Origin of the sequence: Edaphobacter sp. (assembly GCF_035763405.1) — a bacterium.
In the GTDB taxonomy this organism is placed as follows: Bacteria; Acidobacteriota; Terriglobia; order Terriglobales; family Acidobacteriaceae; genus Edaphobacter.
Genome location: NZ_DASUBE010000049.1, coordinates 26,074 through 51,678, shown reverse-complemented (window position 1 = coordinate 51,678; position 25,605 = coordinate 26,074). Strand labels below are relative to the sequence as shown.

Below are 25,605 nucleotides of genomic sequence, written 5' to 3'. Positions count from 1 at the left end.
ACCCTCGCAAAATCCTCATAACCCTTTTGCTTGAAGGACTTTACGTGTTACGGCTCAATGTAATCAATACTTTACGAACAGCCGGCACCGAAGTCCGGACCTAAGTCCTTTGTTCGAAGGACTTTGCACAAAAAGCGGGGGGAGGGGGTACCCCTAGATCGCAGGCAGATCGAGCTGCTCCGAGCTGTGCTCATCAAGGAAGGGACGGAAGTGAGCCCGGCAGCGAGCCTCGTAAAGCCCGGCCGCTCCGACGACCACCAGCTCCTGACTCTGCCCCAGCCGCTGCGTGTGAATCGCCGGAGCGCCGCACGTCATGCACACCGCCGAGAGCTTCGTAACCTCATCCGCAATCGCCATCAGGTCCGGCACCGGGCCGAAGGGTTCGGCAGCGAAGGTTGTGTCGAGCCCCGCCATGACGATCCGCTTGCCCTGATGCACCAGCTCGACCGCGAGCGCAAGAATTGCCTCATCGAAGAACTGCACCTCGTCGATGCCGATGACGTCCACCTCGTCCATCCGCGGCCACAGCTCAGCCTTCAGGTGAGCCGTCGTCGCCACCGTCGTCGCGTCGTGAGTCTGCTCGCTGTGGCTGGCAATCGCGGTGCGATGGTAGCGCAGGTCGATGTCCGGCTTGTAGCAGGCCACGCGCTGGCGAGCGATGCGCGCCCGCTTCAGCCGCCGGATCAGCTCCTCGGACTTGCCCGAGAACATCGGCCCGGTAATCATCTCAATTCTGCCTGGAGTCGTCATCCGCCCATGGTAGCCGCGCCGCCGGTGGATTTTCCCGTGGATTTCCAGCCGGTCACTGAATCGGCTCGACGACGACCGCCGTCCCGTAAGCCAGTACCTCGGTCACGCCCTTCATCACCTCGTTCGCATCGTAGCGGAAGCCGATCACAGCATTGGCCCCGAGCTGCGAGGCGTGCAAGGTCATCATGGCAAACGAGTCCTGCCTGGTCTTCTCACAGAGCTGCGTGAACAGTGTGATGTCGCCGCCGACCAGCGTCTGGAGCCCTGCGCCGATGGTTGCAAAGACATTCCGCGAGCGCACCACAATCCCGCGCACGACGCCCAGATTATGCACGATGCGGTAGCCCGGAAGCTCAAAGGCCGTGGTAGTAAACGCAGGGTTGATGGTCAGGGGCGGGGGCGGATAGGTAGACATAAGACGCACATCTCCTTCGGGTCTGGCGAGCACCCGGATTCTATCCTCTACGCGCCAGCGAGGCTATCAGTTCCGTGACCGCTCCCGAGTCGATCGTTCTTGCCGCGAGCGAGACGCCGTCTGCGAGGTCCGTCGCGAGGTCGGAGGCGACCAGCACAGCGGCAGCATTCAGCAGCACGATGTCGCGGCGCGCGCCCGGCTCGCCGCTGAAGACGGCAGTGAGAATCGCTGCATTGGTCCCGGCGTCGCCGCCCGTGAGTGCGTCGAGCGGCGCGCGCGTGAGCCCCGCCGCCTCCGGCGTGATGGTCGAGAGCGTGACTTTGCCGTTGCGAACTTCGGCAAGATGCGTGGGGCCGGAGATGGAGATCTCGTCGAGCCCCTGACCTGTCTCGCTCTGGCCGTGGACGACAAAAGCATGACGAGTCTCAAGCAGCGCCATCGCCTCCGCCACAAGCTGGACAACGTGCGGAGCGTAGACGCCCATCACCTGCGCCGGGGCCCCCGCAGGATTCGTCAGCGGACCGAGCAGGTTGAAGACCGTGCGAACGCCGAGTGCCCGGCGCACCGGCATCACAGCCTTCATTGCAGGATGCAGACTGGGCGCGTGCAGAAACGCAAAACGATGAGTGCGCAGCGCGGCGGAGGCTTCGGCTGGCGTGTGGCCAACCGGAATGCCGAGGGCTTCAAGCACATCGGCCGAGCCGCAGATGGAAGTGATGGCCCGGTTGCCGTGCTTGGCAACGGTGGCTCCGGCTGCTGCGGCGACGAGCGCGGCTGCGGTCGAGATGTTGAAGGTGCGGCTGTGATCGCCGCCGGTGCCGCAGGTATCGACCAGCTTCAAACGCTCGGCCGGTTCGAGCGGGATAGGAACGACGGCGGCGCGCATGACATCGACAAAGCCCGCAAGTTCCGCAGGAGTCTCGCCACGGGCGGCAAGCGCACCGACCAGCGCAGCGATCTCGATATCGGTCAGCTCACCCGCAACGATGCTCTGCATGAGCGCGCGGGCCTGGTCGCGCGTGAGCGCGGCGCGGCCTTCGATGATCTGTTTCAGATGAGGCTGAAGAGGCATTGTCACAAGGGTAGCAGGTGAGACACAGGATTCGGATTGAGTTGTCCGGAAGTGTTTATGAGACCGTCACAGAATTTTTATTCGAGCGCAACGATCGGCGCCTAGGGTGAACAGCAGTCAATCCAAATTTCAGTTCAGCGAGGATGGCATGTTCGTGTGCCGTTTCGGTATGAGCTCCATCTCGTCTGAAGAAGGAGCTTCAAGATGCGCCTGGTGCGCTATGCAATGGCCATGATGATGCTGTTCGCGATGGTTGCGCCGACGTGGGCGCAGACGGGTACGGGACTGCTTTCCGGCCTTATTACCGACACGCAGGGAAGGGCGTTACAAGGGGCGAAGGTGACAGCGGACCCGGGCGGGTCGATGGCATTGTCGGATGCGCAAGGCCAGTTCACGATGAACGGGCTGGGCGCGGGCAATTACACGGTCTCGATCACCTATGCGGGATTCACTCCGTACAAGAAGACGGTGACGGTGGAGGCGGGCCGGGCAGTCCGGCTGGACGCTTCGCTGAACGTGGCTTCGAGCGCGCAGCATGTTGAGGTGTACGCGGGGCGCGAGGGCGGCGAGGTGGAAGCGATCAATCGGACGTTCAATGCGGACAACATTATCAATGTGCTGCCTGCCGATGTAATCAAGAGCCTGCCGAATGCGAATGTCGCGGACGCGATTGGCCGCCTGCCGAGCGTGACGCTGGAGCGTGATGAGGGCGAGGGAAAGTATGTCCAGGTGCGCGGCACTGAACCGCGGCTGACAAATGTGACAATCGACGGTGTCAATATTGCGTCGGCGGAGACGGTGCGGCAGATCAAACTGGATATTATTCCGGCAGACCTGGTGGAGTCGGTGCAGATCAATAAGACGCTACAGGCGAATATGCCGGGCGATGGAATTGGCGGCTCGGTGGACCTGCGGACGAAGAGCGCGGGCGACAGGCCGACGGTGGCGCTGGAGTCGACGGGTGGATATACGCCGATTATCGGCGGCAGGCCGGCGTATCAGTTCGATGGGACGGTGGGCAGGCGGTTTCTGGAAGGCAACCGGCTGGGACTGCTGTTCGGCGCGTCCAATGATTGGAACGGGCGCGGGATCAATGACGTTGAACCAGGGCCGGTGCTTCTGGGCGGATACGATCAGCGGGATTATCAGTACTACCGCACGCGCAGAGGATTTGCGGGTACGGTGGACTACAAGTTCAGCGACACTTCCAACATTTATCTGAAGGGACTGTATTCGCGGTTCTATAACTACGGCAATGCGTGGGACTATAACCTGGCGACGGGGATGACGTCTGCAGGACAGCCGGATGGCACAGGAAGCGTTACGTTCGGGGCGCAGATCCGGCGTCCGATCCAGGATCTGGGAAGCCTGCAGGCAGGTGGGCGGCATGTGATCACGCGGTCGCTGCTGGCGTGGGACGTGGAGAGCTCGATTGGCAGGACGCGGGACAATGGTTATTCCAATGCCAAGTTCAATCCGGGAGCGAACTCGCCGTTGAATGGCGGAATACAGTTTGTGCTGGACACATCGAATCCGCTGATTCCGAAGCTGAAGGCGCAGAATGTCGCGAATATCTTCGACCCGACACAGCTCTTCTTTGCGGGACAGAGAATCAACAACTACTACAATCCCGAGGTGGATCTCGGATTTGGAGCGTCACTGGCAACGAGTTACACGGCCGGCGGTCATGCGGGCACGATAGAGTTCGGCGGCCGATTCCGGAACGCGCATAAATTCGCCAACCTAAACGAAGCGTTCACGGTGCCGACGGCGAGTGCAAACGATCCTTCGCTGGCGATGACGAACTTCCTGGGCGGGTTTACCGACCCGAACTACTATGGCGGCAGCTACAGGTTTGGGCCTGTTGTGGACTATGACAAGGTGAAGGCATTCCGGGCGGTCACATCGGACCCGAACAACCCGAATATTCAGACGAACAACTTCAACCTGATCGAGAAGGTTTCGGCAGGGTATCTGATGAACACGATCGACCTCAACAGGTTCCGGATTGTCGCGGGCCTGCGCTTTGAGAACACAAGCGAGAAGGACAATGGCACTACCGTGCCGGGTGCGCCGCCGGTGGCGAAGAGCGGATCGTACCTTGACGTGTTGCCGAGCGCGTCGGTGCGCTACACGATTACGCCGACGAGCGGCCTGCGGTTGGTGTATGGGCGAGGATTATCGCGGCCGGACTTTGCGGACCTGGTATCGTTTGCGACCGTCTCGCCGGGTGGCGTGCGGACGACGTCGAGCATCGGCAACCCGAACCTGAAGGCGGAGCACGCCGATAACGTTGACCTGCTGTATGAGCGGAATTTGAACCCGATTGGACTGCTACAGGCGGGCGTGTTCTACAAACACCTGAGCGACCCGATTATTCCACTGAATACGACGTTGTCAGATGGAACGATCCAGACCCAGCCGCAGAATGCCGGAAGTGCGTATGTGTATGGGTTCGAGATTGCGTTTCAGCAGCATTTTACGCGGCTGCCCGGGTTGTTGCGCGGCACCGGGCTTTCGGCGAACTATGGGTATAGTGCGTCGCAGTTGACCTTTCCGCCAGCGACCAATCCGGATGGCTCGGATTCTGGAGTTGGGCGGACGGACAGGCCAGACCTGCTGCGGCAGGCGCCTCATACGTGGAACATCAGCCCTACTTATGACAAGCGAAATCTGTCGGTGCGGTTGGGTTTGAGCTATAACGCGGCGAACATCTTTGCCTATAACTACAACGATGGCAATGCCGGTGCCTTCAATCCGGCGGATGGCTCAGGTGGCGGCATCAAGGGACCGAACGGCGATTTGTATCTGTATTCGCACCTGCAGGTGGACATGCAGGGCACCTACAGGCTGCCGAGGGGATTCTCTGTCGTGGGCTATGCGCTGAACCTCAACAATGAGGTCTTCGGCTTCTACCAGGGCAGCACGATTTATCCAATTCAGCGGGAGTTCTATCGGCAGACGGTTGGCGGCGGGATTCGGTGGTCGCCTTCGCGCGAGAGGTAGTGGCGAATCTTAATGAATTGGTATAGCCCGTAGCACTTACTCACGAAAGGGAAGAGGCGCCGGAGACGTGCTCTGGCGCTTCTTCACGTGTGGGGCGGCCAGGGCGCAGGGTAGATGGGGCGTCGAGATTCCTTAGGAGTGGATGAAAGTTTCCTTACGATAAGCGATAACCGCACGGTTGTGCGGGATTTCATTGCGGGCGGTTGTTTTTGTTCGCTACACTTCTTGGGCAGCAGTTTTCCAAAAAAGATTATCCCCTATGAAAATTCACGAGTATCAGGCTAAAGAGATTCTGCGGAAGTATGGTGTGCCGGTTCCGGGCGGCGAGATGGTTTCGACGCTGGAGGAGGCCGACAGGGCCGCCAAGGACCTTTTCGATAAAGGCAATCCGGCGTTGGTGGTCAAGGCACAGATCCATGCGGGCGGGCGCGGCAAGGGCGGCGGCGTGAAGGTGACGAAGTCGCTGGCCGATGCGCAGGTCGCGGCGAAGGCGATTCTGGGGATGCAACTGGTGACGCACCAGACCGGGCCACAGGGCCAGAAGGTGCAGCGGCTCCTGATCGAGGAAGGCTCGGCGATTGACCGCGAGCTTTATCTGGGTATTGTGCTCGACCGCGCGGCGGCGAAGCTGGTGTTTATGGCCTCGCAGGCGGGCGGCATGGAGATCGAAGAGGTTGCCCATGCGACTCCCGAGAAGATTTACAAGGAATACATCGACCCGGCGGTCGGATTGCAGCCCTATCAGGCGCGCAAGCTCGCGTTCAAGCTGGGTCTGAAGCCGACGCAGATTAACGACGCCGTGAAGTTCATGATGGGACTGTATCGCGCGTTCATCGAGACGGACTCGACGCTGATGGAGATCAATCCCTTCATCACGACGAAGGACGACAAGCTGCTTGCGCTCGACTGCAAGATCAACTTCGACGACAACGCGATGTTCCGCCATAAAGACCTGAAGGAGCTGCGCGACCTGTCTGAAGAGGATCCGCTCGAGGTCGAGGCGTCGAAGTTTGCGCTGAACTACATCAAGCTGGATGGTTCGATCGCCTGCATGGTGAACGGCGCTGGTCTGGCCATGGCGACGATGGACATCATTCAGTACTCGGGCGGCGCTGCGGCGAACTTTCTGGACGTAGGTGGCGGCGCGAATCAGGAGCAGATTGAGAATGCCTTTGGCATTCTGCTGAGCGACCCGCACGTGAAGGCGATCTTCATCAACATCTTTGGCGGCATTCTGCGCGTGGATGTGCTGGCGACGGCAGTCGTCGCGGCGGCGAAGAAGCTGGGCGTGACGCTGCCAATCATTCTGCGTCTGGAAGGAACGAACGTCGAGGAAGGTCGCAAGATTCTTGCCGAATCGGGTTTGAAGTTTTTGGTCGGCGCAACGATGAAAGAAGCTGCCGATATGGCGGTCGCAGCCGCGAAAGGTGGTAAGTAATGGCAGTTTTGGTTGACAAGAATACGCGGCTGATTGTGCAGGGCATCACCGGGCGCGAGGGGACGTTTCACGCGAAGGGTTGCGCGGAGTATGGAACGAAGGTCGTGGGCGGTGTGACTCCCGGCAAGGGCGGCACGACGCATGAGGGCTGGCCTGTGTTCAACACAGTCGAGGAGGCGGTGAAAGAGACGGGCGCGAATGTGAGCGTGATCTTTGTGCCGCCGCCGTTTGCCGCCGATGGCATTCAGGAGGCCGTCGCCGCCGAGGTGCCGCTGGTCATCTGCATCACCGAGGGGATTCCTGTGCTGGACATGGTGAAGACCTGGGAGGTGGTGAAGGGCTCGAAGTCACGGCTGATTGGGCCGAACTGCCCGGGCGTCATCTCGCCGGGCAAGGCGAAGGTCGGGATTATGCCGGGACGGATTCACAAGGAAGGCTCGGTCGGGATTGTGTCGAAGTCCGGCACGCTGACCTACGAGGCGGTGTATCAGCTTACGCAGCGTGGGATCGGGCAGTCGACCGCGATTGGCATTGGCGGCGACCCGATCATCGGGACGACGCACATCGATGCGCTGAAGCTGCTGAACGAAGACCCGGAGACCGAGGCGATCATCATGATCGGCGAGATCGGCGGCTCGGCGGAAGAGGCCGCGGCGAAGTACATCCAACAGCATGTGAGGAAGCCGGTGGTCGGGTTCATCGCCGGACAGACGGCTCCTCCGGGACGCAGGATGGGACATGCGGGGGCCATTATCTCGGGCGGTGAAGGAACGGCTGCCGAGAAGATGAAGGCGATGGCTGCGGCTGGCATCACGGTGGTCAAATCGCCGGCGGAGATTGGCGACGCGATGGCGAAGGTGCTGGGGAAGACGTAGGTCGATCAGCGGCGCTGGGTGCGGTAGAAGAACCCGGCGGCGAGGAAGACCATGGCTACGCAGAAGGCCAGGCGAGCATGAAGCTGGTCATGGTAGCGAAGGCTGATGAAGCCATCGACCAGCCATGCCGCGCAGCCCACGAACCATATCCAAAGCGTCTTGCGCATCAGCCTGCCTGTCCCCACCGTAGAACGGCCCGGGCAAGTGGGAAAGGCCACTTAAGGGTCATTGTTCTACACTAGTAAGAAAGATTCTTACAGGGAGACATACGTTGTCACAACGCACATTCAGCATCATTAAGCCGGATGCGGTCCGGAAGGGCCATGCCGGGGCCATCCTCGCAGAGATTGAAAAGGCGGGGTTTAGGATCGTTGCCATCAAACGGGCTTCCATCTCAAAGGCGCAGGCCGAGGGCTTCTATCACGTTCACGCGGCGCGGCCGTTTTTCGGAGAACTGACTGAGTTCATGTCAAGCGGGCCCATCTTTCCGATGGTTCTGGAGAAGGAAAACGCCATCGCCGACCTGCGCAAGCTGATGGGCGCGACCAACCCGGCACAGGCCGAGGAAGGGACGATCCGCAAGAAGTTTGCGGCGTCGATTGGCGAGAACGCGATTCACGGTTCGGACGCCGAGGACACCGCGGCGTTTGAGATCGGGTACTTCTTCGCGGGTTACGAACTGAAGTAGCTCTGAGTAGTAGATAAACAGGGGCGGTCATGGCGGTTGGTCCTTACGGTCAACTTCATGTCTGCCCCTGTTGTGATTTCGTGGGAGGCATCGATGGCGGTTGATGTTGTGGCAAAACGTGCGGCGTTTCGGGCGCTGCATCGTGAAGGGTGCTTTGTGCTGCCGAATCCCTGGGACGTGGGCAGCGCGGTGCGGCTGGCGCGGATGGGGTTCAAGGCGCTGGCTTCGACCAGCTCCGGTGCTGCGTGGTCGATGGGGCGCGAGGATGGGGACTTGTTGCGGGACGAGGTGCTGGCACACCTGCGGACGCTCTGCGCGGCGACGGACCTGCCGGTGAATGCTGATTTTGAAGCGGGGTTTGCGGACGACCCGACGGGCGTGTCGGCGAATGTTTTGCTTGCGGTGGAGACCGGTGTGGCTGGGCTTTCGATTGAAGATCGCACCGGCAGCGAGCTTTACGAGCCTGCCCTGGCGATCGAGCGGATTCGCGCGGCGCGAGAGGCGATTGATGGATCGGGTGATGACGTTCTGCTGGTGGCGCGCACAGAAGGATTTTTGATTGGCCACACTCAACTGGATAGGACGATTGCCCGGCTAACTGCGTATGCCGAAGCGGGTGCGGATTGCCTGTATGCTCCGGGCGTCAACGACATTGCTGCGATTCGTGAGATTGTGACCGCCGTCGCGCCGAAGCCCGTGAACGTATTGCTCATTCGTCCGGAGATGCGAGTCGCGGAGTTGGCTGCTGCCGGAGTACGGAGGGTGAGCATTGGCGGCGGACTGGCGGCTGCGGCGTGGAAGGGGTTCGATCAGGCGGCAAAGATGCTGATTGAGGAAGGCCGGATACCGGCGCGAAATTGAAGAGCGGTGCCCACCCATCGTATGAAACCGCGATGGATGGGCACCGCGCAGTTGCGCCGATACAGGAGAAGCTGCAGATTTCTTCGACTTCGCTCAGAGTGCGGAATGGAAATGCAAAAAAGATACAGGCAATGACTACGAGGCAGGAGTTTCTTGCTCCTACCCCGTGCTCGTTCAAAGCGTGTCTATTTGGTGAAGAGCTTCAGGTCGATGGAGTCGCCCATCAGGTTGTAGCCGGAGTCGCCTGGGTGGAGATGATCGCTCGATCCTGCGGCCTCAGAGAAGACCTGCGGGTTTGCTGCGTCCTGCGTGACTTTGTCGAAGTCGATGAAGCCGTCAAGCACGTTCGTGGTGCGAATCCACTGGTTGACGGCCTCGCGCATCTTTTCTCCGGCGGGTGAGGAGTAGCCGCAGCCCATATATGGAGTGAGCGTTGCGCCGAAGACTTTGATGCCGTGAGTGTGCGCGCGGATAGCAAGTTGGGTCAGCCCGGCGATGAGGTCGTCGGCGCTGACAACGTCGTAGGGTCGGTGCGGGTCCTCGGCGTGGCCAATGTCGTTGATGCTTTCAAGGATGACGAGGTACTTGACGCCGGCCTGCGCAAGTACGTCGCGGTCGAAGCGTGCCAGCGCGCTGGGGCCAGTGTTGTCGTGCAGGACGCGGTTGCCGCCGATGCCTTCATTCAGCACGCCGAGGTCGGCGGTCTTCTTATCGGCCTGCAGGCGGCGGGCGAGCACATCGGGCCAGCGGTCGTTGCCGTCGCGGGTGCTGTGCGCTCCGTCGGTGATGCTGTCGCCGAAGGCCACGATGGCTGCGCTCTTCGCGCGTGCCATCACGTCAACGCCTTTGAGGAACGGCCACGAGTAGATTTTTTCGTTGGACTCAAGTGTCTTGTCGCTGACAGCGTTGCCTGGAGCTACAAAGCTGGTCTGGTCGGCGAAGGTGTGCAGCGAGACCTGGCGCATGGGCTGTTGCGGCACAAAGAGGCTGATGGCGAGATCGCTGAGCGCGGTGACTTTCAGGCTGACGGGATCGCTGACGGCCAGCGCGCCGGGAGGAATGGTGATGGAGGCGCGTCCGCTGAAGGTGAGAGGGCTGGCCGTGTCGATGGCGTCGCCGCCTTTGCTGGGCGCAATGCTGGCCGCGCCGATGGTGAGCGGATCAAGGCCGAACTCGTTGGTGACGATGATGCGCACCGATGGGCCTCCGACCGAGATGTGAACGATCTCGCGGAAGGTAGTGTCGGCTGAGCCGAATTTGTCGGCGCTGTTGCGCAGTGCGACCGGCGAGGTGGCCCAGGTGCCGACCCAGTGGTCAGGCTGCGAGGCGGCGAAGAGGCCGGGATTGAAGCAGAAGAGGCTGAGAAGTAGAAGTGCAAGGCAGGGAAGGGTTCTTGAACGCAGGCTCATGTCCATCCTTATGGCGATAATTTCGATGCACCATGGTATACGTTTTCGGCCTGGGCTTACAGTTGACGTATAGTGGCGGGGAAGCTCTTTCGCGCGCAATCCGGCAGTGAAGCGCGTTAGCGCCGCGCGAAGAAATGCCGAAAAGGACAGAGGAAAACATGACGATGCGATGGCTACAGGTTATGCTTCTTAGCATGACTACCGTGATTGCAGCACAAGGTTCCGTAACGAAGGCGCACTTTGGCACCACTCCTGATGGTAAGAACGTGGACATCTACACGTTGAAGGCGGAGGGCATCGAGGCGCGGATTATGACATATGGCGCGCGCGTGGTTTCGATTGAGACGCCGGACCGCAATGGAAAGATGGCGGATGTGGTGCTGGGCTACCACGGACTCGACGGCTATCTGGACGATGCGAAGGGCTCAAACACGTACTTCGGCGCGATCGTTGGACGCTATGGCAACCGCATTGCGCACGGCCAGTTCCGCATCGGCGGCAAGACCTACCAGGTGCCGAAGAATGATCACGGCATCAATGCGCTGCATGGCGGTACGGTGGGCTTCGACAAGCTGGTGTGGCAGGGCAAGGAGATTCCCGGCGGCGTCGAGATGACGCTGGTCAGCCCGGACGGCGATCAGGGTTTTCCCGGCACGCTGACGGCGCATGTGCGCTACACCGTGCATCACGACGCGCTGCGCATTGACTATAGCGTCTCTTCCGACAAGCCGACGGTCGTGAACCTGACGAACCACTCGTACTTCAATCTGGCCGGCGACCAGGGGACGATCCTCGATGAAGAGTTGATGATTCCTGCCGATCAGTTCACGCCCGTGGATTCGGGCTTGATTCCGACCGGCATGCTTGCTCCGGTCGAAGGAACGCCATTCGACTTCCGCAAGCCGACCGTGATTGGCGCGCGCATCAACGACGATAATGCGCAGTTGAAGATTGCTGGAGGGTATGACTTCAACTGGGTGCTGCGCGGCAAGACGGGCGAGATGAAGACTGCGGCGCGTGTCTACGACCCGACGAGCGGCCGCGTGCTGACCGTGACGACGACCGAGCCGGGCGTGCAGTTCTACACAGGCAACTTCCTGAATGGCTCGAAGTATGGAAAGGACCAGCAGGGGTATCCGAAGAATGGTGCGCTGTGCCTGGAAACGCAGCACTTCCCCGATTCGCCGAACCATGCCAACTTTCCTTCCACGGAGTTGATGCCGGGAATCACGAGGCACAGCACGACCACCTTTACTTTTTCTACCCGCGCGAAGTAAGGTGTTGCGCGGCGCAGCTTCGGTTGCGCCGCGCAAGGACTCTTCGGGATGAATAAGGTTGTTCACTCTGCCGATGAAGCGGTTGCCGACATTGCCCCCGGCTCGACGATCATGCTGGGCGGCTTCGGGTTGTGCGGGATTCCGGAGAACCTGATTGCGGCGCTGGTGAAGCGGCGCATCACGGGGCTCCATACCATCAGCAACAACATGGGCGTGGATGGCTTCGGCATGGGATTGATGCTCGAAGCCGGAATGATCGTCTCGCACATTGGCAGCTATGTGGGCGAGAACCGCAGGCTCGAACAGCTCGTGCTCAACAATCAACTGGACCTGACGCTGGTTCCGCAGGGGACGCTCGCTGAGCGAATTCGAGCGGGTGGTGCGGGGATTCCGGCGTTCTATACTCCGACCGGTCTCGGGACGGTGGTTGCCGATGGGAAAGAGACGCGAACGTTCGGCGACAGAACGTATGTGCTGGAGCAGGCACTGCGCGCCGATGCCGCGCTGATCAAGGCATGGCGCGGCGACCGCTACGGCAACCTCGTCTATCGCATGACGGCCAGGAACTTCAATCCGGCGATGGCGACTGCCGCCGACCTGACGATCGCCGAAGTTGAGGAACTGGTCGAGCCGGGTGAACTTGATCCGGATCGCATCGTCACGCCGGGAATTTATGTAGACCGTATCATTCAGGGTGAGAAGTATGTGAAGCCCATCGAGTCGAAGTTTATCCAGGCATTGAATCAAGCACGAGGCGGGGCATGAGCGGCAAAGAGCGCATCGCGCGGCGGATTGCGCGCGAGGTCAAGGACGGCTTCTACGTCAACCTGGGCATTGGCCTGCCGACGATGATTGCGGCCTACGTACCTGCAGGTGTGAACGTGATGTTTCAGTCGGAGAATGGAATGCTAGGTGTTGGGCCTCCGCCTGCCGAGGGCGAGGCTGACCCCGACCTGGTCAACGCAGGCAAGCAGCCGGTGACGAAGCTGCCGGGTTGCGCATTCTTTGCGAGCCACGAGTCGTTTGCGATGATTCGCGGGGGACACATGGACCTGAGCGTACTCGGCGCCATGCAGGTCGATGAGCAGGGCGATCTGGCGAACTGGACAATTCCCGGCAAGATGGTGAAGGGCATGGGTGGCGCGATGGACCTGGTGGCGGGCGCGCGGCGCGTAGTCGTCGCTATGGAACACCAGACGAAAGACGGCGGAGCGAAGATTCTGAAGCAATGCACGCTGCCTTTGACTGGAAGGCGAGTTGTACATGACATTGTGACGGAGTTTGGCTGGTTCCGCGTAACATCCGAGGGCTTGTTGCTGACGGAGATTGCCGAGGGGGTCTCCGTTGACGATGTGCGGTCGCGCACGGAGGCGTCATTCCGGGTTGCTCCCGATATGCGCATCATGGCGTAGTCATGTTTCGTTGAGGTACAAACTGGACGATATGCAAGGGGCACGTGAAGACGCGCTGGACATCTTTCTGTATGCACTCGAAGCATCGCGCGTTGGTCCGGCGATGGAGCGGCATGTGCGCTTTGGCAACGGTGTCATGGAGGTTGGCGAGCAAAGCTACAGGTTGGGCGAGTACGAGCGTCTGGCTCTGATTACGATTGGCAAAGCTGCCGGGTCGATGACGTCTGCATTTCTCCGGCAGGCCAGCACGGATGCGGAGCGGTTCGAGGGCATCGTTGCAGGGCAGGGGGGTGCAGGGCCGTTGCCTGCACGGTTTCGAGAATATTACGGCGGGCATCCTCGTCCGAATGAGGCGTCGCTAGCTGCTGCGGAGGATATGCTGCGAACGCTTCATGCACTGACCGAGCGTGACCTTGTCGTTTTTCTGATAAGCGGCGGCGGCTCCGCGATGGTCGAGCGATTTCTTCTGACCACTTCGCTGGACACGATTGCCGCAACACACCGTGCGCTGGTGGAAAGCGGCGCTCCGATTGCTGAGATCAATGCGGTCCGCAAGCATCTCTCGGCCGTGAAGGGTGGCAGGCTCGCTGCGGCAGCGGCACCGGCCGAGCAGGTGACGATCTTCGTCTCGGATGTCCCGGCGGGAGAACTGGACGCGCTCTCGTCGGGGCCGACGATGCCGGACCGCAGTACAACGTTCGATGTCGAGCGCATTGTGGAGAAGTACGACCTGTGCGCGGCTCTGCCTGCTGCGGTCACGGCAATGTTGACAACGGATGCATTGGTCGAAACGCCAAAGCCTGGCGATGCGGCCTTCGCGTGTTCGCAGTGGAGCGTGCTGCTGGACAGCATGTGGCTTGAAAATGCAGCTGCCATGCGCGCCAGAGAGCTTGGGTGGCATGTGGAGGTGGACAACACTTGCGACGACTGGCCTGCTGAACGCGCGGCTTCGCATCTGCTGCGCCGGGTAAGAGAGATGCGACGCGAACGCGGCAAGGCGTGCCTGATCTCGGCTGGCGAAGTTACGGTTCGCGTGCCTGCCGGTGCTGCTGGAAAGGGCGGACGCAATCAGCACTTCGCCCTGCTTTGCGCTGAGCAGATTACGGGAGAGGCAATTACGGTGCTGAGCGGAGGAAGCGACGGCATCGATGGCAACAGCGATGCCGTCGGTGCCGTGGTGGATAGCACAACAGTGGAGCGTGCAGCAGCAGTGAGATTTCCTGTAGGGAAGGCACTCGCGGAGTTCGACTCGTACACGCTGCTCTCGCGGCTTGGAGACACGATGACAACCGGGCCGACAGGCAACAATCTGAGGGATCTGCGGGTGCTGCTTGCGCCCTAAGGCTGACGGGATGCCTTGACACCGGTGCAGATGGCAGCGTAAAAATCTCCCATCTATATTTGGGAAATAAGTTACCCATTGGAATTTAAGCGCAGCAATGTCTGCGGGAAAGCGGCTTATGCGATCGATCAACTCATGCGTAACGGCATTTTTGGTTCTATCCACCTCGGCGTTTTCAGCAGCAGGTTTTGCGCAGGCCCCGCCGCCTGCACGTGCTGAGAAGCCGCCAGCTGCTGTCGTTGCGGGGATTCCGGTGAACTACGACGAGGCGAAGGTAGGCACATATACGCTGCCCGATCCGCTGGTACTGGAGAACGGCAAGCCAGTGCGCGATGCGAAGACCTGGTACAGCAAGCGGCGTCCCGAGATTGTGAAGCTGTTTGAAGAAAACCAGTATGGCCGCAGCCCGGGCCGGCCGAAGGACATGAGCTTCGACGTTTTCGATAAGGGGACGCCCGCGTTTGATGGCAAGGCCATTCGCAAGCAGGTGACGATCTATTTTTCAAAAGACAAGACTGGACCGAAGATGGACCTGCTGGTCTATGTCCCGACTGCCGCGCACAAACCGGTTCCCCTGCTGCTGAACATCTCGTTTACTGCGAACTCAAACACGGTAGACGATCCGGGAGTGAAGCCTGGCGAGGTGTGGAACCCGAAGCTGCATAAGCGCGTTCCGGCAGTGAAGGGCAGAGGCTTTGGCAGGATGAATGTCTTGCCCTTGCTGGATGCGGGCTTTGGCGTAGCCACGTTCTACTACGGCGATGTTGATCCGGACGATCCCGAGGGGCTTCCTTATGGCGTGCGTGCTCTTTACATGAAGCCGGGGCAGACGGAGCGCGCGCCGGATGCGTGGGGTTCGATTGCTGCATGGGCATGGGGCATGAGCCGCGCGATGGATTATCTGGAGACGGACAAAGATGTCGATGCGAAGCGCGTAGCGATTACAGGCATCTCGCGGCTGGGTAAGACGGTGATGTGGGCTGGCGCGCACGACACGCGCTTTGCCATGGTGATTGCGAGTTGTTCGGGTGAGGGCGGGGCCGCATTGAGCAGACGAGACTACGGTGAGACGATTGCGCATCTTACCGCGCCTACGCGCTATCCGTATCAGTTCGCGCGCAACTATGCGAAGTACGCGCAGCATGTAGACCAGTTGCCCGTGGATGCGAACATGCTGGTCGCGCTGATCGCTCCACGTCCTCTGCTGTTGCAGACTGGCAACAAGGATTACTGGTCCGACCCGAAGGGCGAGTTTCTTGCCGAGGTTGCGGCTGGACCGGTGTACAAACTGCTGGGCAAGGATGGACTCGACACCGACCAGTGGCCGCCTGCGGGGACACCCATTCTGCACGATCTGGGCTACTTCATGCACGAGGGCGGGCATGGCATGGTGCCCTCTGACTGGAACATCTACCTGGACTTTATGAAGATGCATCTGAAGCCGGGACAGTAGCTGCTGGATTGCAGCGGCTCAGTGTTGGCCGCGATTGCACTTTGCGCAAGTACAAATTCAGTCGGGAGAGAGGCCATGACGAAGTGGCGGAGCTTGATTGTGCCCGTAGCAGTGTGGACGATTGCGGGTGTGCTGTCGTGTCCCGCGCAGCAGCAGACGCCTCACGATGTGCTGGAGCAGGGATTTGCGCATCCGCCTGATTCAGCCAAGCCGCGTACCTGGTGGCATTGGACCAACGGTAATGTCACGCTCGATGGCATCACGAAAGACCTTGAATGGATGCACCGCGTGGGCATCGGGGGATTTCAACTGGTCGATGTGTCCGCCGGCGGTGGACAGACGGTTGACAAGAAGATCTACTTCGGCACGCCGGAGTGGTACGGCGCGGTGCGTCATGCAGCGGAAGAGGGCAAGCGGCTCGGGCTGGAGATGTCCATCTTCAGCTCGCCGGGCTGGAGCGAAGCGGGTGGCCCGTGGGTCAAGCCGGAAGAGGCGATGAAGCGGCTGGTGTGGAGCGAAACAACTTTCGAGGGAGCGCGAAAGATTCACGCGGTACTTCCGATGCCGCCGTCGAACGAAGGGCCGATTCGAGATTTGAGCGTAGGCGGAGCGCGTCGCGGAGCGGGTGCTGCGCAGCCTCCATCGTTCTACCGGGACAGCGTCGTGGTAGCCTATCGCACGCCGCCGGATGCAGCGGATGTGGCGAGTCTGCATCCGAGGGTGACGACGAACGAAGGCCCGATTGACGCAACACCTTTGATGGATGACAACCTGAATACGTCGGTGACGGTGCGTGCGCCAGCCGACGGCTCACCGGCGTGGTTGCAGTTTGAGTTCGCACAGCCCTTCACGGCGCGCGCGCTCTCGCTCGGAAGTCACGGAGGCATTCCTGTAGGCCGCATCCTTGCAAGCAACGATGGCAAGAGCTTCCGCCCCCTTGCAGTGATGCCCGGCCCGCAGGGTTATCACGGTGCGCAGGTGCGCACATTTGCATTTCCTTCGACGACGGCGCGTTTCTTTCGCGTGGAGTTGTCAGGCGCACCTTTGCGGCCGGCCGCTGTGATTGAAGGCGGCCCGGTGTTGCCCGCTCCGGAGTTCACGATCACTGAGGCGATGCTTTACTCGGACGCACGCGTGAATCGATGGGAAGATAAGGGTTCCTTTGGCAGCCTCATGGATGTGTACGACGTTGTTCCAACACCACCTTCCGACCCGAACGCAGAGATTGATCGTGGCAGCGTAATCGACCTGACTGCAAAGATGGCGAAGGACGGCACGCTCGACTGGGACGCGCCTGCCGGACGCTGGACGGTGCTGCGTATGGGCTATGCGCTGACCGGAGCGACAAACCATCCGGCGGTTGCATCAGGAGCAGGTTACGAGGTAGACAAGCTGAACGCGCAGTATGTGAAGCGATACTTCGACGGTTATATGGACCCGATTCTGAAGGGCCTGGGGCCGCTCGCGGGCAGCGAATTGCGCTACATGACCATGGACAGTTGGGAAGCCGGAATGCAGAACTGGACCGACGACATGATCGCGGAGTTCCGGCGGCGCCGCGGTTACGATCCAACGCCGTACCTTCCTGTGCTGGCTGGGCATGTTGTCGGCAGTAATGACCTCAGCGACCGCTTTCTATGGGACTTTCGCCGCACGCTGGCCGATTTGTTTGCCGACGATTTCTACGGCACGATGGAGCAGGAACTGAAGCAGCATGGCATGGGGTCTTACGCGGAAGCGTCAGGTGTGGCGTTGGAGATCCCTGAAGACACGCTGCTTAACAAAAGCCACATCGACGTTCCGATGGCGGAGTTCTGGGTCCATGCACTGCATCCGGAGTCGATGTACTACGTCGATGTGCGCGGCGCTGCTTCAGCCGGTCACGTATACGGCAAGCCAATCATTGCGGCCGAGGCCTTCACCGGGGGAGGCTACGAGTCGCCCTACACGCTCAAGAAGGTTGCCGACTACTGGTTTGCGCAGGGAATCAACCGGCTGGTGTTTCACACTTCCGCTCAGCAGCCAACGGACTCGAAGCCCGGCAACACGATGGTGGGTACACACATCAATCGCAACATCACGTGGGCCGAAGAAGCAGCCCCGTTGATGACCTACATCGCGCGCACCTCGTTCCTGTTGCAGCAGGGACGCTATGTTGCCGATCTGGCCTATCTGCTGCCGGAGGGCGCGCCTTCGACGATGCCATTCTGGGGCGCGGGACTACTGCCTGCTCCGCCCGCGGGCTACAACTACGACTACGTCAACACGGATGTGCTGCTGCACGGCATCTCCGTTGCGGATGATGGCCGGATTACGTTGCCGGATGGCATGAGCTATCGTGCGCTGGTACTGCCTCCAACGCGATGGATGACTCCCGATGTGCTGCGGAAGATTCACGATCTGGTGGAAGCAGGAGCGACGGTCGTTGGCCCGCGCCCGGTATCGTCACCAAGCCTGGCCAGCTACTCGCAGGCGGATATGCACGCGCTAACGAGCGATCTGTGGGGAGACACCGATGGCGTCACGAAGACGCAACAACAGTTCGGCAAGGGCATGGTGGTGTGGGGAGAGTCGCTTGATGCGGTGCTGGCAAAGCTCGATGTCCGACGCGACTTCGATGCCGGTGCACTGCTCGATCACAATATCGCGTGGATTCATCGCCGCGCGGGCGATGCGGACCTGTACTTTGTCGTCAACGAGAAGGATGCCGCCGAAGATGTTGTGGCACGGTTTCGCGTCAGCGGAAAGGCTGCAGAGCTTTGGCATCCAGATACCGGCGCGATGGAGCCAATTAGCTATCGCTTCGGCGAAGGTGTGACTTCTGTTCCTCTGCATCTGAGTGCTCGCGAGTCGGTCTTTGTGGTCTTCCGCCAGAAGACGGAAACAGCGACACGCATGCTCAATCCGCCGGTGAGCACTTCGGTGTTGAGTGTGGCTGGTCCATGGAGCGTCGGTTTCGAACCCGGTCTGGGGGCTCCGTCCGGCGTTATCTCGATGGAGAAGCTGCGCTCGTGGACCGGGGATGCGCGCGAGGGGGTGAAGTATTTCTCCGGAACGGCCATCTACACCAAAGCCTTTCGTGTTCCGGCAATGGCGAAAGGAAGACGATTCGTGCTCGATCTAGGGGAGGTGGGAGATCTGGCGCAGGTGCGGCTGAATGGAAAGGACCTGGGAACGTTGTGGAAGCCGCCGTATCGAATCGATGTGACGGAGACGCTGAAGCCTGGGACGAACGAACTGCGCATTGCCGTGACGAATGAGTGGACGAACCGGCTGATTGGCGATCGTCTGCTGCCGCCGGACAAGCGCATCCTCGCGTCCGGGCCGCCTGTCTTTGCGCGTCGTCCAGCGACGCCCAGCGCCCGGCCGCAACCACCGTCCGTTCCGCCAGCGACTGTACCCGACTGGCGCAACGATGGCTTGTCTCCGCGGATTGGAGGCGCGCACATGGGAGGTTTTTCCATCCTGCCGCAGCAACCGCTCGACTCCGGGCTCATGGGGCCGGTCAGGATCATTGCTGTGACAAATCAGAACTAGCTGGCTTGTTCGTGACGAGTACGCGGTCATGAATCAACGATGAAAGGTAAATGAGTGATGAACATCTTGAACAACACACTGCGCATCGTCAGCACGGCCCTGGGGACTACGATTTGTGCAGGAATCCTTCTTGCATCTCACCCCGCGATGGCGCAGGAGGCTCAGGCAACTCAGGTGAAGTCTGCTGCAATCAATACGGACCCTGCGCTCAGCGAGCGTTTGCACGCGCAGGAGGCCCGTCTGCATTTGCCTGTACCGGCGAATCCGAAGCTGCCGACGCTGTGGCTTGTTGGCGATTCGACGGTGCGCAACGGGCACGGCGATGGTGCAGGAGGGCAGTGGGGATGGGGCGAGCCGCTGGTTTCGTTCTTTGATCCGTCGAAGATCAACGTGGTCAACCGCGCCATTGGTGGGCTGAGCAGTCGCAACTTCATCACTGAAGGACATTGGGCTGAAGACCTTGCGATGATGAAACCGGGCGATGTCGTGCTGATTCAGTTTGGCCACAACGATGGCGGCCCGCTCGACGACCCGGCCCGCGCGCGTGGTTCCATCCCCGGCACGGGCGACGAGACGAAGGAAGTGGACAACCCGGTTCTGAAGATGCACGAGACCGTCCATACCTACGGCTGGTATTTGCGCAAGTATGTGGATGACGCAAAGGCGAAAGGCGTGACGCCAATCATCTGCACACTCATTCCGAGAAAGATATGGAAGGACGGAAAAATTGTTCGCAACGACAATACCTACGCCGGATGGGCGCGCGAGGTAGCGGCTGAAGAGAAGGTTGGACTCATTGACCTGAACAAGCGCATCGCGGACCGGTACGATGCGATGGGCGAAGCCGCGGTTGAGCCACTCTTCGCTGACCCGCACACCCACACATCATGGGCGGGCGCTGAACTGAATGCAGAGGTTGTCGTCGAGGGATTGAAGGCGTTGCCACATGATCCCGTGGCGGAAGACTTTTCAGCGAAGGGGAATGCTCTCGTGGCGAAGTAAGAGAGAAGTTACTTGCAGGCGCTCCGATCAACGACTGATGACCACAGCAGCACTGCGTCGATCGGAGCGTGGCGTTGCTCAGTGAGATTGTCGAACGCGCGGTTGTCAACCGAAAGCAGCGCATACCGCGCACGTGCAATGAACTCATCCGACATCGCCCAGTCAGTATTCGCTGCCACCACTGTGTTTGAGAAGTACTCGTAGCACGGCGAGGAACTCTTTGCAGTAGTACCCTATTTGTTCCGAGCGTCCTCGTATCAGATGGTGAAAACGCGATGAGTTTATCGCCGCTCGTGGCGAAGCCCATTGTTACGCCTGTGTGCCCTTTATGGCATCTGAAATCAGAAGAACATCTGTTGCTGCCCTAAAGAGAACCATTCTCTGCGGAATTCCGGTGTCTGTATTCAGAATCGCGATGCGATTGTTACAGGCCACGCCAAGCGTCTTCCCGCTGTATCCATCGCGATACCATCCGCATCCATCTCGGATAGTGAATCTTCGTCAACTGCCTTATAACTCTGCGTCTGCAATCCGGGCAAAGCGACGGCAAGCAATGTGGCCGTGGGCAACCATCCTCTTGTTGAGCGAACCGTGCAAGGCTTATGTTCATCCACGGGTGGAATGTAGAACGGAGCATTGAAGGCCCTGGGGCGCGTGCGTGACGCGCTCCAGGGAGTGATCACGAGCGTTTGAACAAAGCAGACGCATCAGGCAGTTGCGCCCGCATCTCAGAGCCAATCGAGTTTGCGATGTCTTCCAACGAGGATTTGTCGTCACCCGCCTTGTAGTTGAAAACAACTCCAACGGCCCCAATCGTTTTGTTCGAACGGTCCTTAAGTGCAAACTCGACCTCAAAGCGGTCTCCCTTGGGCGGGACCTCAAGGTTCGGCTTTCCCGTGTGAATACAGCGCATGTCGTCTTCATCGCCAAGCTTCCCGATGCGTCCGAAGTTGGAAGCGATGATTACATTCCTGTGCCCCGGTGGTGTTGCATGAATGGCCAACAGAATGACTTCTGGGTGCTTTGCCAATGCCTCATCTACAAGCTTCTGCGCGAACGGGGCAGGGCTGGTATAAGCAGGATCCATCTCCCTTGCTTCGACTTTGCGCATCCCTGCGACGGCTTCTGTGCGCGTCGTCTGTGATACAAGTCCCAGGCTAAATGCGCAGAACAGCGACGACGTTAAAACAATATGGTGAATTGGTTTCATCAGTCCCTCCGGAAGCCACTATCGTATGCGGGTATGAGAGAGGTTTGAAGCAAAGATGAAGTCTTGTTCTTTCTCACTTCGGGCCGTCCCACCCGAGTTTGCCCATCTCTTCTGCATCGAATTCCGTATCGTGGTCAATTACCTGGGCAGCAGAACCAGCAGAGTCAGGCCAAAGGTTGCCAGCGAGATCAGGAATGTAATCACCATAAAACCCATCATGCGTCGCATCGTAATTCCCGCGATGGCCAGAATCGGCAGAGCGAAGAACGGCTGCAACATATTCGCCACAGACTCTCCCATGGCAACGGCAAGAGTTGTTCCGGCCAGAGAAGCATGAAGATGTTGTGCAGCCGGTACTGCAAATGGTCCCTGGACTGCCCAATGTCCGCCGCCGGAAGGCACAAAAAGCGTAATGACCAGGGAAGTCAGATACGTATAAAACGGCAGTGTATGCGCCGAAGACAACCGGATAAATATCTTTGACAGGACAGCCGCCAGACCAGTGGTTGTCATAATGCCCATCAAGCCGCCGTAGAGTGGATACTGCAAAATCAGTGGGCCGGAGATGCGAGCTGCATGTTTGATGGCCGTAATGTAAGCCAGTGGTCTCCAGTGCAAAATCAGCCCCAGTAGAAACAACACCATGATGACGAGGTTCAGGTCGATTGCGCCACCCGTATGGTGTAGGTCTACAGCGACGGCGAAGAAGCCGAATGCAGCAAGAGCAATATTGAGAACCCATGCATTGTCGAGCTTTGCTCCCGGGGTCTTTCGGGTTTCTGCCGTACTTCGTAGCTGGTCCTCCGCCCGCAGTCTCTCTGGGTCCGCATACACTGAGCGCTCGGCCTTTGGGCCGAGATAACGAAAGGTAATTGGAAGGACGACCAACAGAAAAGCGATGGGGAGGAGATTGGTTTTGGTGAAGACGGTCTCAGTAAGCGGTAAGCCGCGGCCTGTCACCTTTTCGACAATATTGAGCGTAGAGCCGTGCGTGGCTTGCGAGAGCAGGATCGAGCCGGAGAGCCCTTCCGTCGAGATGACAAACCCGCTGTATGCCGCGGCGACCAGCCATCCGAAGTCCACGCGCACGCGCTTGGCGACCTCACGTGCCAGCAGAGCTGCCGTTACCAGACCAAGTCCCCAGTTCAACCATGAGGCCACCATGCCAACCAGCAGGGTCAATGAGATGGCGGACATCGGCGTCGTGGCTGTACCGGCCAGTTTGGCAAGGCATCTATGAATGATGGGTGAGGTTGCAAGTGCGTAGCCTGCGACCAACATGATCACCATCTGAAAAGCAAAGGTGAAGATGGTGAAAACTCCTCCGTACCAGGCGCTGACAATGGTCGAAGGTGTTGCGTTGGGTGCAAACTTCCATGCCAGTGCGGCCCCAAGAAACGTTAGCAGGACCGCGAAGATATATGGGTCCGGCATGATCTTCTCGAACAGAAAAACAAACGTCGAGGTAATACGCCCCAGCAGCGTTTGCTCTGCATCGTGGGATGCTTCGACCATGTCGATCATGTTCGCTCCTGATATGCCACAGTTCAGACCATTGCCTGTACGCGGAATAGTAGACGGTCGGTGCCTTGCGGAACCTGAACCATGCATGAAGTTCGATTCATAGGGATTGTCTATAGACGCGGAGCCTGACTATTTGCGTGCGCATAGACAAATGGTGCGGCGCTTATTGCCTGTGCCAGCGGAAATTCAACGGTGACGACTGTCCCGCTGCCCTCGCTGCTCGTAACGGAGATGTCGGCGTTATGCGCGTTGCAGATTGCCTTTACGATGGAAAGCCCAAGACCCATGCCGCCGGTGCTGCGCGAGCGCGCTTTGTCCGCGCGATAGAAGCGGTCAAAGATGAAGGGAAGCGACGTTTCGGGGATGCCAGGTCCGTTGTCAGCCACCTGTAGCACCGCATGATTTCCCCGAGCCATCACACAGACCCGCACCGTGCCTCCAGACTGGTTGTACTTCATCGCATTATCTACCAGGTTAACGATCACCTGTTTCAGCCGGGTCGGGTTGCCGTTGACTACGACGCAATCCATCGATTCTCCGACGAGAGTGAGGTCGCGCTCCTCGGCCAACAGCTGCATCTGCTCGATGGTACTTGCGGCAAGCCGGTCAAGTTGCACAGAGACGGTTTCCATTTGCTCTCCGCTGTCCAGGTACGCAACAGCCATCAGGCTCTGGACAATCTGCGACATGCGATCGATCTCCTCCAGTGCGCTGCCGATTCCATCCATTGCGGCGACGGTTAACCCAGGCTCCTGAATCGCCTGTTCAAGTTCGCCGCGAATAATGGTGAGCGGCGTTCGCAGTTCGTGCGAGGCGTCGGCAGAGAAGCGATGGTTGTGGTCGAGCGCCTCTTCAAGCCGGTCGATCATACGGTTGAGCGAATTGGCAAGGCGTTGCAGTTCATCGCCCGTGGCGGGTACCGGTAGCCGTTCGCCCATGTGCCCGCGCCCGATGTTCTCTGCTTGTTCCGTCAGCACGGAAACGGGTTTCAAAGGCCTTGTAAAGAGGACATACCCTGCTAGCGCGGCAAGGAATAGCACACACGGGCAGACAGCAAGGAGCACCAGAAAGAGACTATGCAAAACGCGGTTCATCGCATTCAGCGCTGCGCCGGTGATGACGACGAACTTTTCTCCATCGGGCGCAGTGTAGTGATCAACATACTCCAGCACATCGACGCCGGAGTTTGTACGGAACCGCGAGAAGCCCTGAAAGTCATCTGCTGGAAGAGAGACGGAAGCGATTTTCAGCGCCGAGTCACGAAGGTCGGTGGAACGATAAGCTTCGGTTCCGGCATGAAGAATGCGGACAAAATAATCAGCGCTGCCGGAAAAGCTCTCTCGCGTTTCACCCACCGCCCACGATTCGCCCTTACGCCCCCACTGAGAGAGGAACATCGTCTCGATGCTCAGCGACATGGATCGCAGTGTTCGTTGCACGGAGAGGGTGAGGAACTGCCGCACGCCTACGTAAACAGCGATGCTTGAGATGGTCAGTGCGATGGCGAGAAAGCCGGCTGACCAGGCAGTTACGCGAAATCGGAGCGAGACGAATTTCATGCTTCCTGTGTGCCGCGGATCATGTAGCCGGTACCGCGGATAGTGCGGATTAACTTAAGGTTGAAGCCGTCATCGACTTTGCTGCGCAAGTGGCGAACGTATACGTCCACGATGTTCGTAATCCCGTCGAAGCTCTGATCCCAGACGTGCTCGATGATCATGTTGCGCGAGAGCACCCGTTCCGGGTTCTGCATCAAATATTCGAGTAACGAATATTCCTTGGCCGTGAGGTCGATGCGCCGGGAACCGCGCTTGACCTGCTGCGTCAGGCGGTCCAGTTCCAGGTCGCCTACGCGGAGCGTGCTGGAGCGGTTCACTGGCCCCCGCCTCAGAAGCGCCTTCACGCGGACCATCAGTTCTGCGAATGCGAACGGCTTGGTGAGGTAATCGTCCGCTCCTAGATCGAAGAGCTTCACCTTCTCCTGGACCGTGTCGCGCGCGGTCAACACAAGCACCGGCACGAATGAGTTGCGCCTGCGCACGCGCATGAGGAACTCTTCTCCGGAAAGACCAGGCAGCATCAGGTCAAGAATGATCAGGTCATACGGAAATGTTTCGGCGTATTCAAGCCCACCCAGTCCGTCGGAGATGACGTCCACTGCGTAGCGTTCAGCAACCAGCCCTCGCTTCACGAACGCGGAGAGCTTGGGCTCGTCTTCAAGCATCAGGATACGCATAGTGTCTTGGCCTTGCGACAGGCATCGGGTGCGATCTGCGCTGTGCTCATAAAGTTATTCCCGTCCGGTGGAATGAAGCAAAGCTGAAGCTTAAATGA

Annotated in this window: 22 protein-coding genes; 12 read left to right on the top strand and 10 right to left on the bottom strand. The window is 59.5% G+C overall.

Features of this window, described 5'->3' with window-relative positions; all coding sequences use genetic code 11:
• Positions 1–153: 153 nt before the first annotated feature.
• The 3 genes from VFU66_RS04875 to trpD are packed head-to-tail and all read right to left on the bottom strand — an operon-like array spanning position 154 to position 2,237.
• Positions 154–750 (bottom strand): thymidine kinase, encoded by a 597-nt coding sequence (locus tag VFU66_RS04875; RefSeq protein WP_326445117.1) that lies wholly within the window; start codon positions 748–750, stop codon positions 154–156.
• Between the two features lie 52 nt (positions 751–802).
• Positions 803–1,165, bottom strand: a complete 363-nt coding sequence (locus tag VFU66_RS04870) for a YbjQ family protein (protein ID WP_326445116.1) — start codon at positions 1,163–1,165, stop codon at positions 803–805.
• A gap of 40 nt (positions 1,166–1,205) precedes the next feature.
• A complete protein-coding gene (gene trpD, locus VFU66_RS04865) occupies positions 1,206–2,237 on the bottom strand; it encodes an anthranilate phosphoribosyltransferase (protein WP_326445115.1) in 1,032 nt (343 codons plus the stop codon).
• A 204-nt stretch (positions 2,238–2,441) separates the two neighbouring features.
• Here trpD and VFU66_RS04860 point away from each other — a divergent pair, with 204 nt between their 5' ends.
• The 3 genes from VFU66_RS04860 (at position 2,442) to sucD (ending at position 7,556) form a co-directional block, all read left to right on the top strand.
• Complete coding sequence (locus VFU66_RS04860) at positions 2,442–5,243, top strand: TonB-dependent receptor (protein ID WP_326445114.1); 2,802 nt, start codon at positions 2,442–2,444, stop codon at positions 5,241–5,243.
• A gap of 259 nt (positions 5,244–5,502) precedes the next feature.
• Entirely contained in the window at positions 5,503–6,681 is a 1,179-nt protein-coding gene (sucC, locus tag VFU66_RS04855) for an ADP-forming succinate--CoA ligase subunit beta (protein ID WP_326445113.1), read from the top strand.
• Positions 6,681–7,556 carry a succinate--CoA ligase subunit alpha gene (gene sucD / locus VFU66_RS04850; RefSeq protein WP_326445112.1) on the top strand — a complete coding sequence of 292 codons (876 nt, stop codon included), beginning with the start codon at positions 6,681–6,683 and terminating at the stop codon, positions 7,554–7,556. The genes sucC and sucD overlap by 1 nt, the downstream gene beginning before the upstream one ends.
• A 5-nt stretch (positions 7,557–7,561) precedes the next feature.
• Here sucD and VFU66_RS04845 read toward each other — a convergent pair whose 3' ends face one another.
• Complete coding sequence (locus VFU66_RS04845) at positions 7,562–7,723, bottom strand: hypothetical protein (protein WP_326445111.1); 162 nt, start codon at positions 7,721–7,723, stop codon at positions 7,562–7,564.
• Between the two features lie 104 nt (positions 7,724–7,827).
• Here VFU66_RS04845 and ndk point away from each other — a divergent pair, with 104 nt between their 5' ends.
• Both ndk and VFU66_RS04835 read left to right on the top strand, forming a co-directional pair.
• Complete coding sequence (ndk, locus tag VFU66_RS04840; protein ID WP_326445110.1) at positions 7,828–8,244, top strand: nucleoside-diphosphate kinase; 417 nt, start codon at positions 7,828–7,830, stop codon at positions 8,242–8,244.
• Positions 8,245–8,337: 93 nt separating this feature from the next.
• Positions 8,338–9,105 carry an isocitrate lyase/PEP mutase family protein gene (locus VFU66_RS04835; RefSeq protein ID WP_326445109.1) on the top strand — a complete coding sequence of 256 codons (768 nt, stop codon included), beginning with the start codon at positions 8,338–8,340 and terminating at the stop codon, positions 9,103–9,105.
• A 185-nt stretch (positions 9,106–9,290) separates the two neighbouring features.
• Here VFU66_RS04835 and VFU66_RS04830 read toward each other — a convergent pair whose 3' ends face one another.
• Entirely contained in the window at positions 9,291–10,514 is a 1,224-nt protein-coding gene (locus VFU66_RS04830; protein ID WP_326445108.1) for an SGNH/GDSL hydrolase family protein, read from the bottom strand.
• Positions 10,515–10,708: 194 nt separating this feature from the next.
• On the opposite strand from VFU66_RS04830, the gene VFU66_RS04825 reads away from it, so the two are divergent.
• The 7 genes from VFU66_RS04825 (at position 10,709) to VFU66_RS04795 (ending at position 20,537) form a co-directional block, all read left to right on the top strand.
• Positions 10,709–11,791 (top strand): aldose epimerase family protein, encoded by a 1,083-nt coding sequence (locus VFU66_RS04825; protein ID WP_326445107.1) that lies wholly within the window; start codon positions 10,709–10,711, stop codon positions 11,789–11,791.
• Between the two features lie 48 nt (positions 11,792–11,839).
• Positions 11,840–12,556, top strand: coding sequence for a CoA transferase subunit A (locus tag VFU66_RS04820; protein ID WP_326445106.1), 717 nt, complete (start codon positions 11,840–11,842; stop codon positions 12,554–12,556).
• Complete coding sequence (locus VFU66_RS04815; protein ID WP_326445105.1) at positions 12,553–13,203, top strand: CoA transferase subunit B; 651 nt, start codon at positions 12,553–12,555, stop codon at positions 13,201–13,203. The genes VFU66_RS04820 and VFU66_RS04815 overlap by 4 nt, the downstream gene beginning before the upstream one ends.
• A gap of 31 nt (positions 13,204–13,234) precedes the next feature.
• Positions 13,235–14,545, top strand: coding sequence for a glycerate kinase type-2 family protein (locus VFU66_RS04810; protein ID WP_326445104.1), 1,311 nt, complete (start codon positions 13,235–13,237; stop codon positions 14,543–14,545).
• A gap of 151 nt (positions 14,546–14,696) precedes the next feature.
• Positions 14,697–15,998, top strand: a complete 1,302-nt coding sequence (locus VFU66_RS04805) for an alpha/beta hydrolase family protein (protein WP_326445103.1) — start codon at positions 14,697–14,699, stop codon at positions 15,996–15,998.
• A 75-nt stretch (positions 15,999–16,073) separates the two neighbouring features.
• Positions 16,074–19,535, top strand: coding sequence for a glycosyl hydrolase (locus tag VFU66_RS04800; RefSeq protein ID WP_326445102.1), 3,462 nt, complete (start codon positions 16,074–16,076; stop codon positions 19,533–19,535).
• A 57-nt stretch (positions 19,536–19,592) separates the two neighbouring features.
• Complete coding sequence (locus VFU66_RS04795) at positions 19,593–20,537, top strand: rhamnogalacturonan acetylesterase (protein ID WP_326445101.1); 945 nt, start codon at positions 19,593–19,595, stop codon at positions 20,535–20,537.
• A gap of 8 nt (positions 20,538–20,545) precedes the next feature.
• Here VFU66_RS04795 and VFU66_RS04790 read toward each other — a convergent pair whose 3' ends face one another.
• The 5 genes from VFU66_RS04790 to VFU66_RS04770 form a co-directional block, all read right to left on the bottom strand.
• Positions 20,546–20,716, bottom strand: coding sequence for a hypothetical protein (locus VFU66_RS04790; RefSeq protein ID WP_326445100.1), 171 nt, complete (start codon positions 20,714–20,716; stop codon positions 20,546–20,548).
• 500 nt (positions 20,717–21,216) lie between these two features.
• Positions 21,217–21,747: a hypothetical protein gene (locus VFU66_RS04785; RefSeq protein ID WP_326445099.1), complete on the bottom strand. Its 531-nt coding sequence runs from the start codon at positions 21,745–21,747 to the stop codon at positions 21,217–21,219.
• A 138-nt stretch (positions 21,748–21,885) separates the two neighbouring features.
• Entirely contained in the window at positions 21,886–23,271 is a 1,386-nt protein-coding gene (locus VFU66_RS04780; RefSeq protein WP_326445098.1) for a short-chain fatty acid transporter, read from the bottom strand.
• 110 nt (positions 23,272–23,381) lie between these two features.
• The gene (locus VFU66_RS04775) at positions 23,382–24,830 is read right to left on the bottom strand and encodes a sensor histidine kinase (protein ID WP_326445097.1); all 1,449 of its coding nucleotides are present in this window, start codon (positions 24,828–24,830) and stop codon (positions 23,382–23,384) included.
• A complete protein-coding gene (locus VFU66_RS04770) occupies positions 24,827–25,507 on the bottom strand; it encodes a winged helix-turn-helix domain-containing protein (protein WP_326445096.1) in 681 nt (226 codons plus the stop codon). Before VFU66_RS04770 ends, VFU66_RS04775 begins: the two co-directional genes overlap by 4 nt.
• Positions 25,508–25,605: the final 98 nt, after the last annotated feature.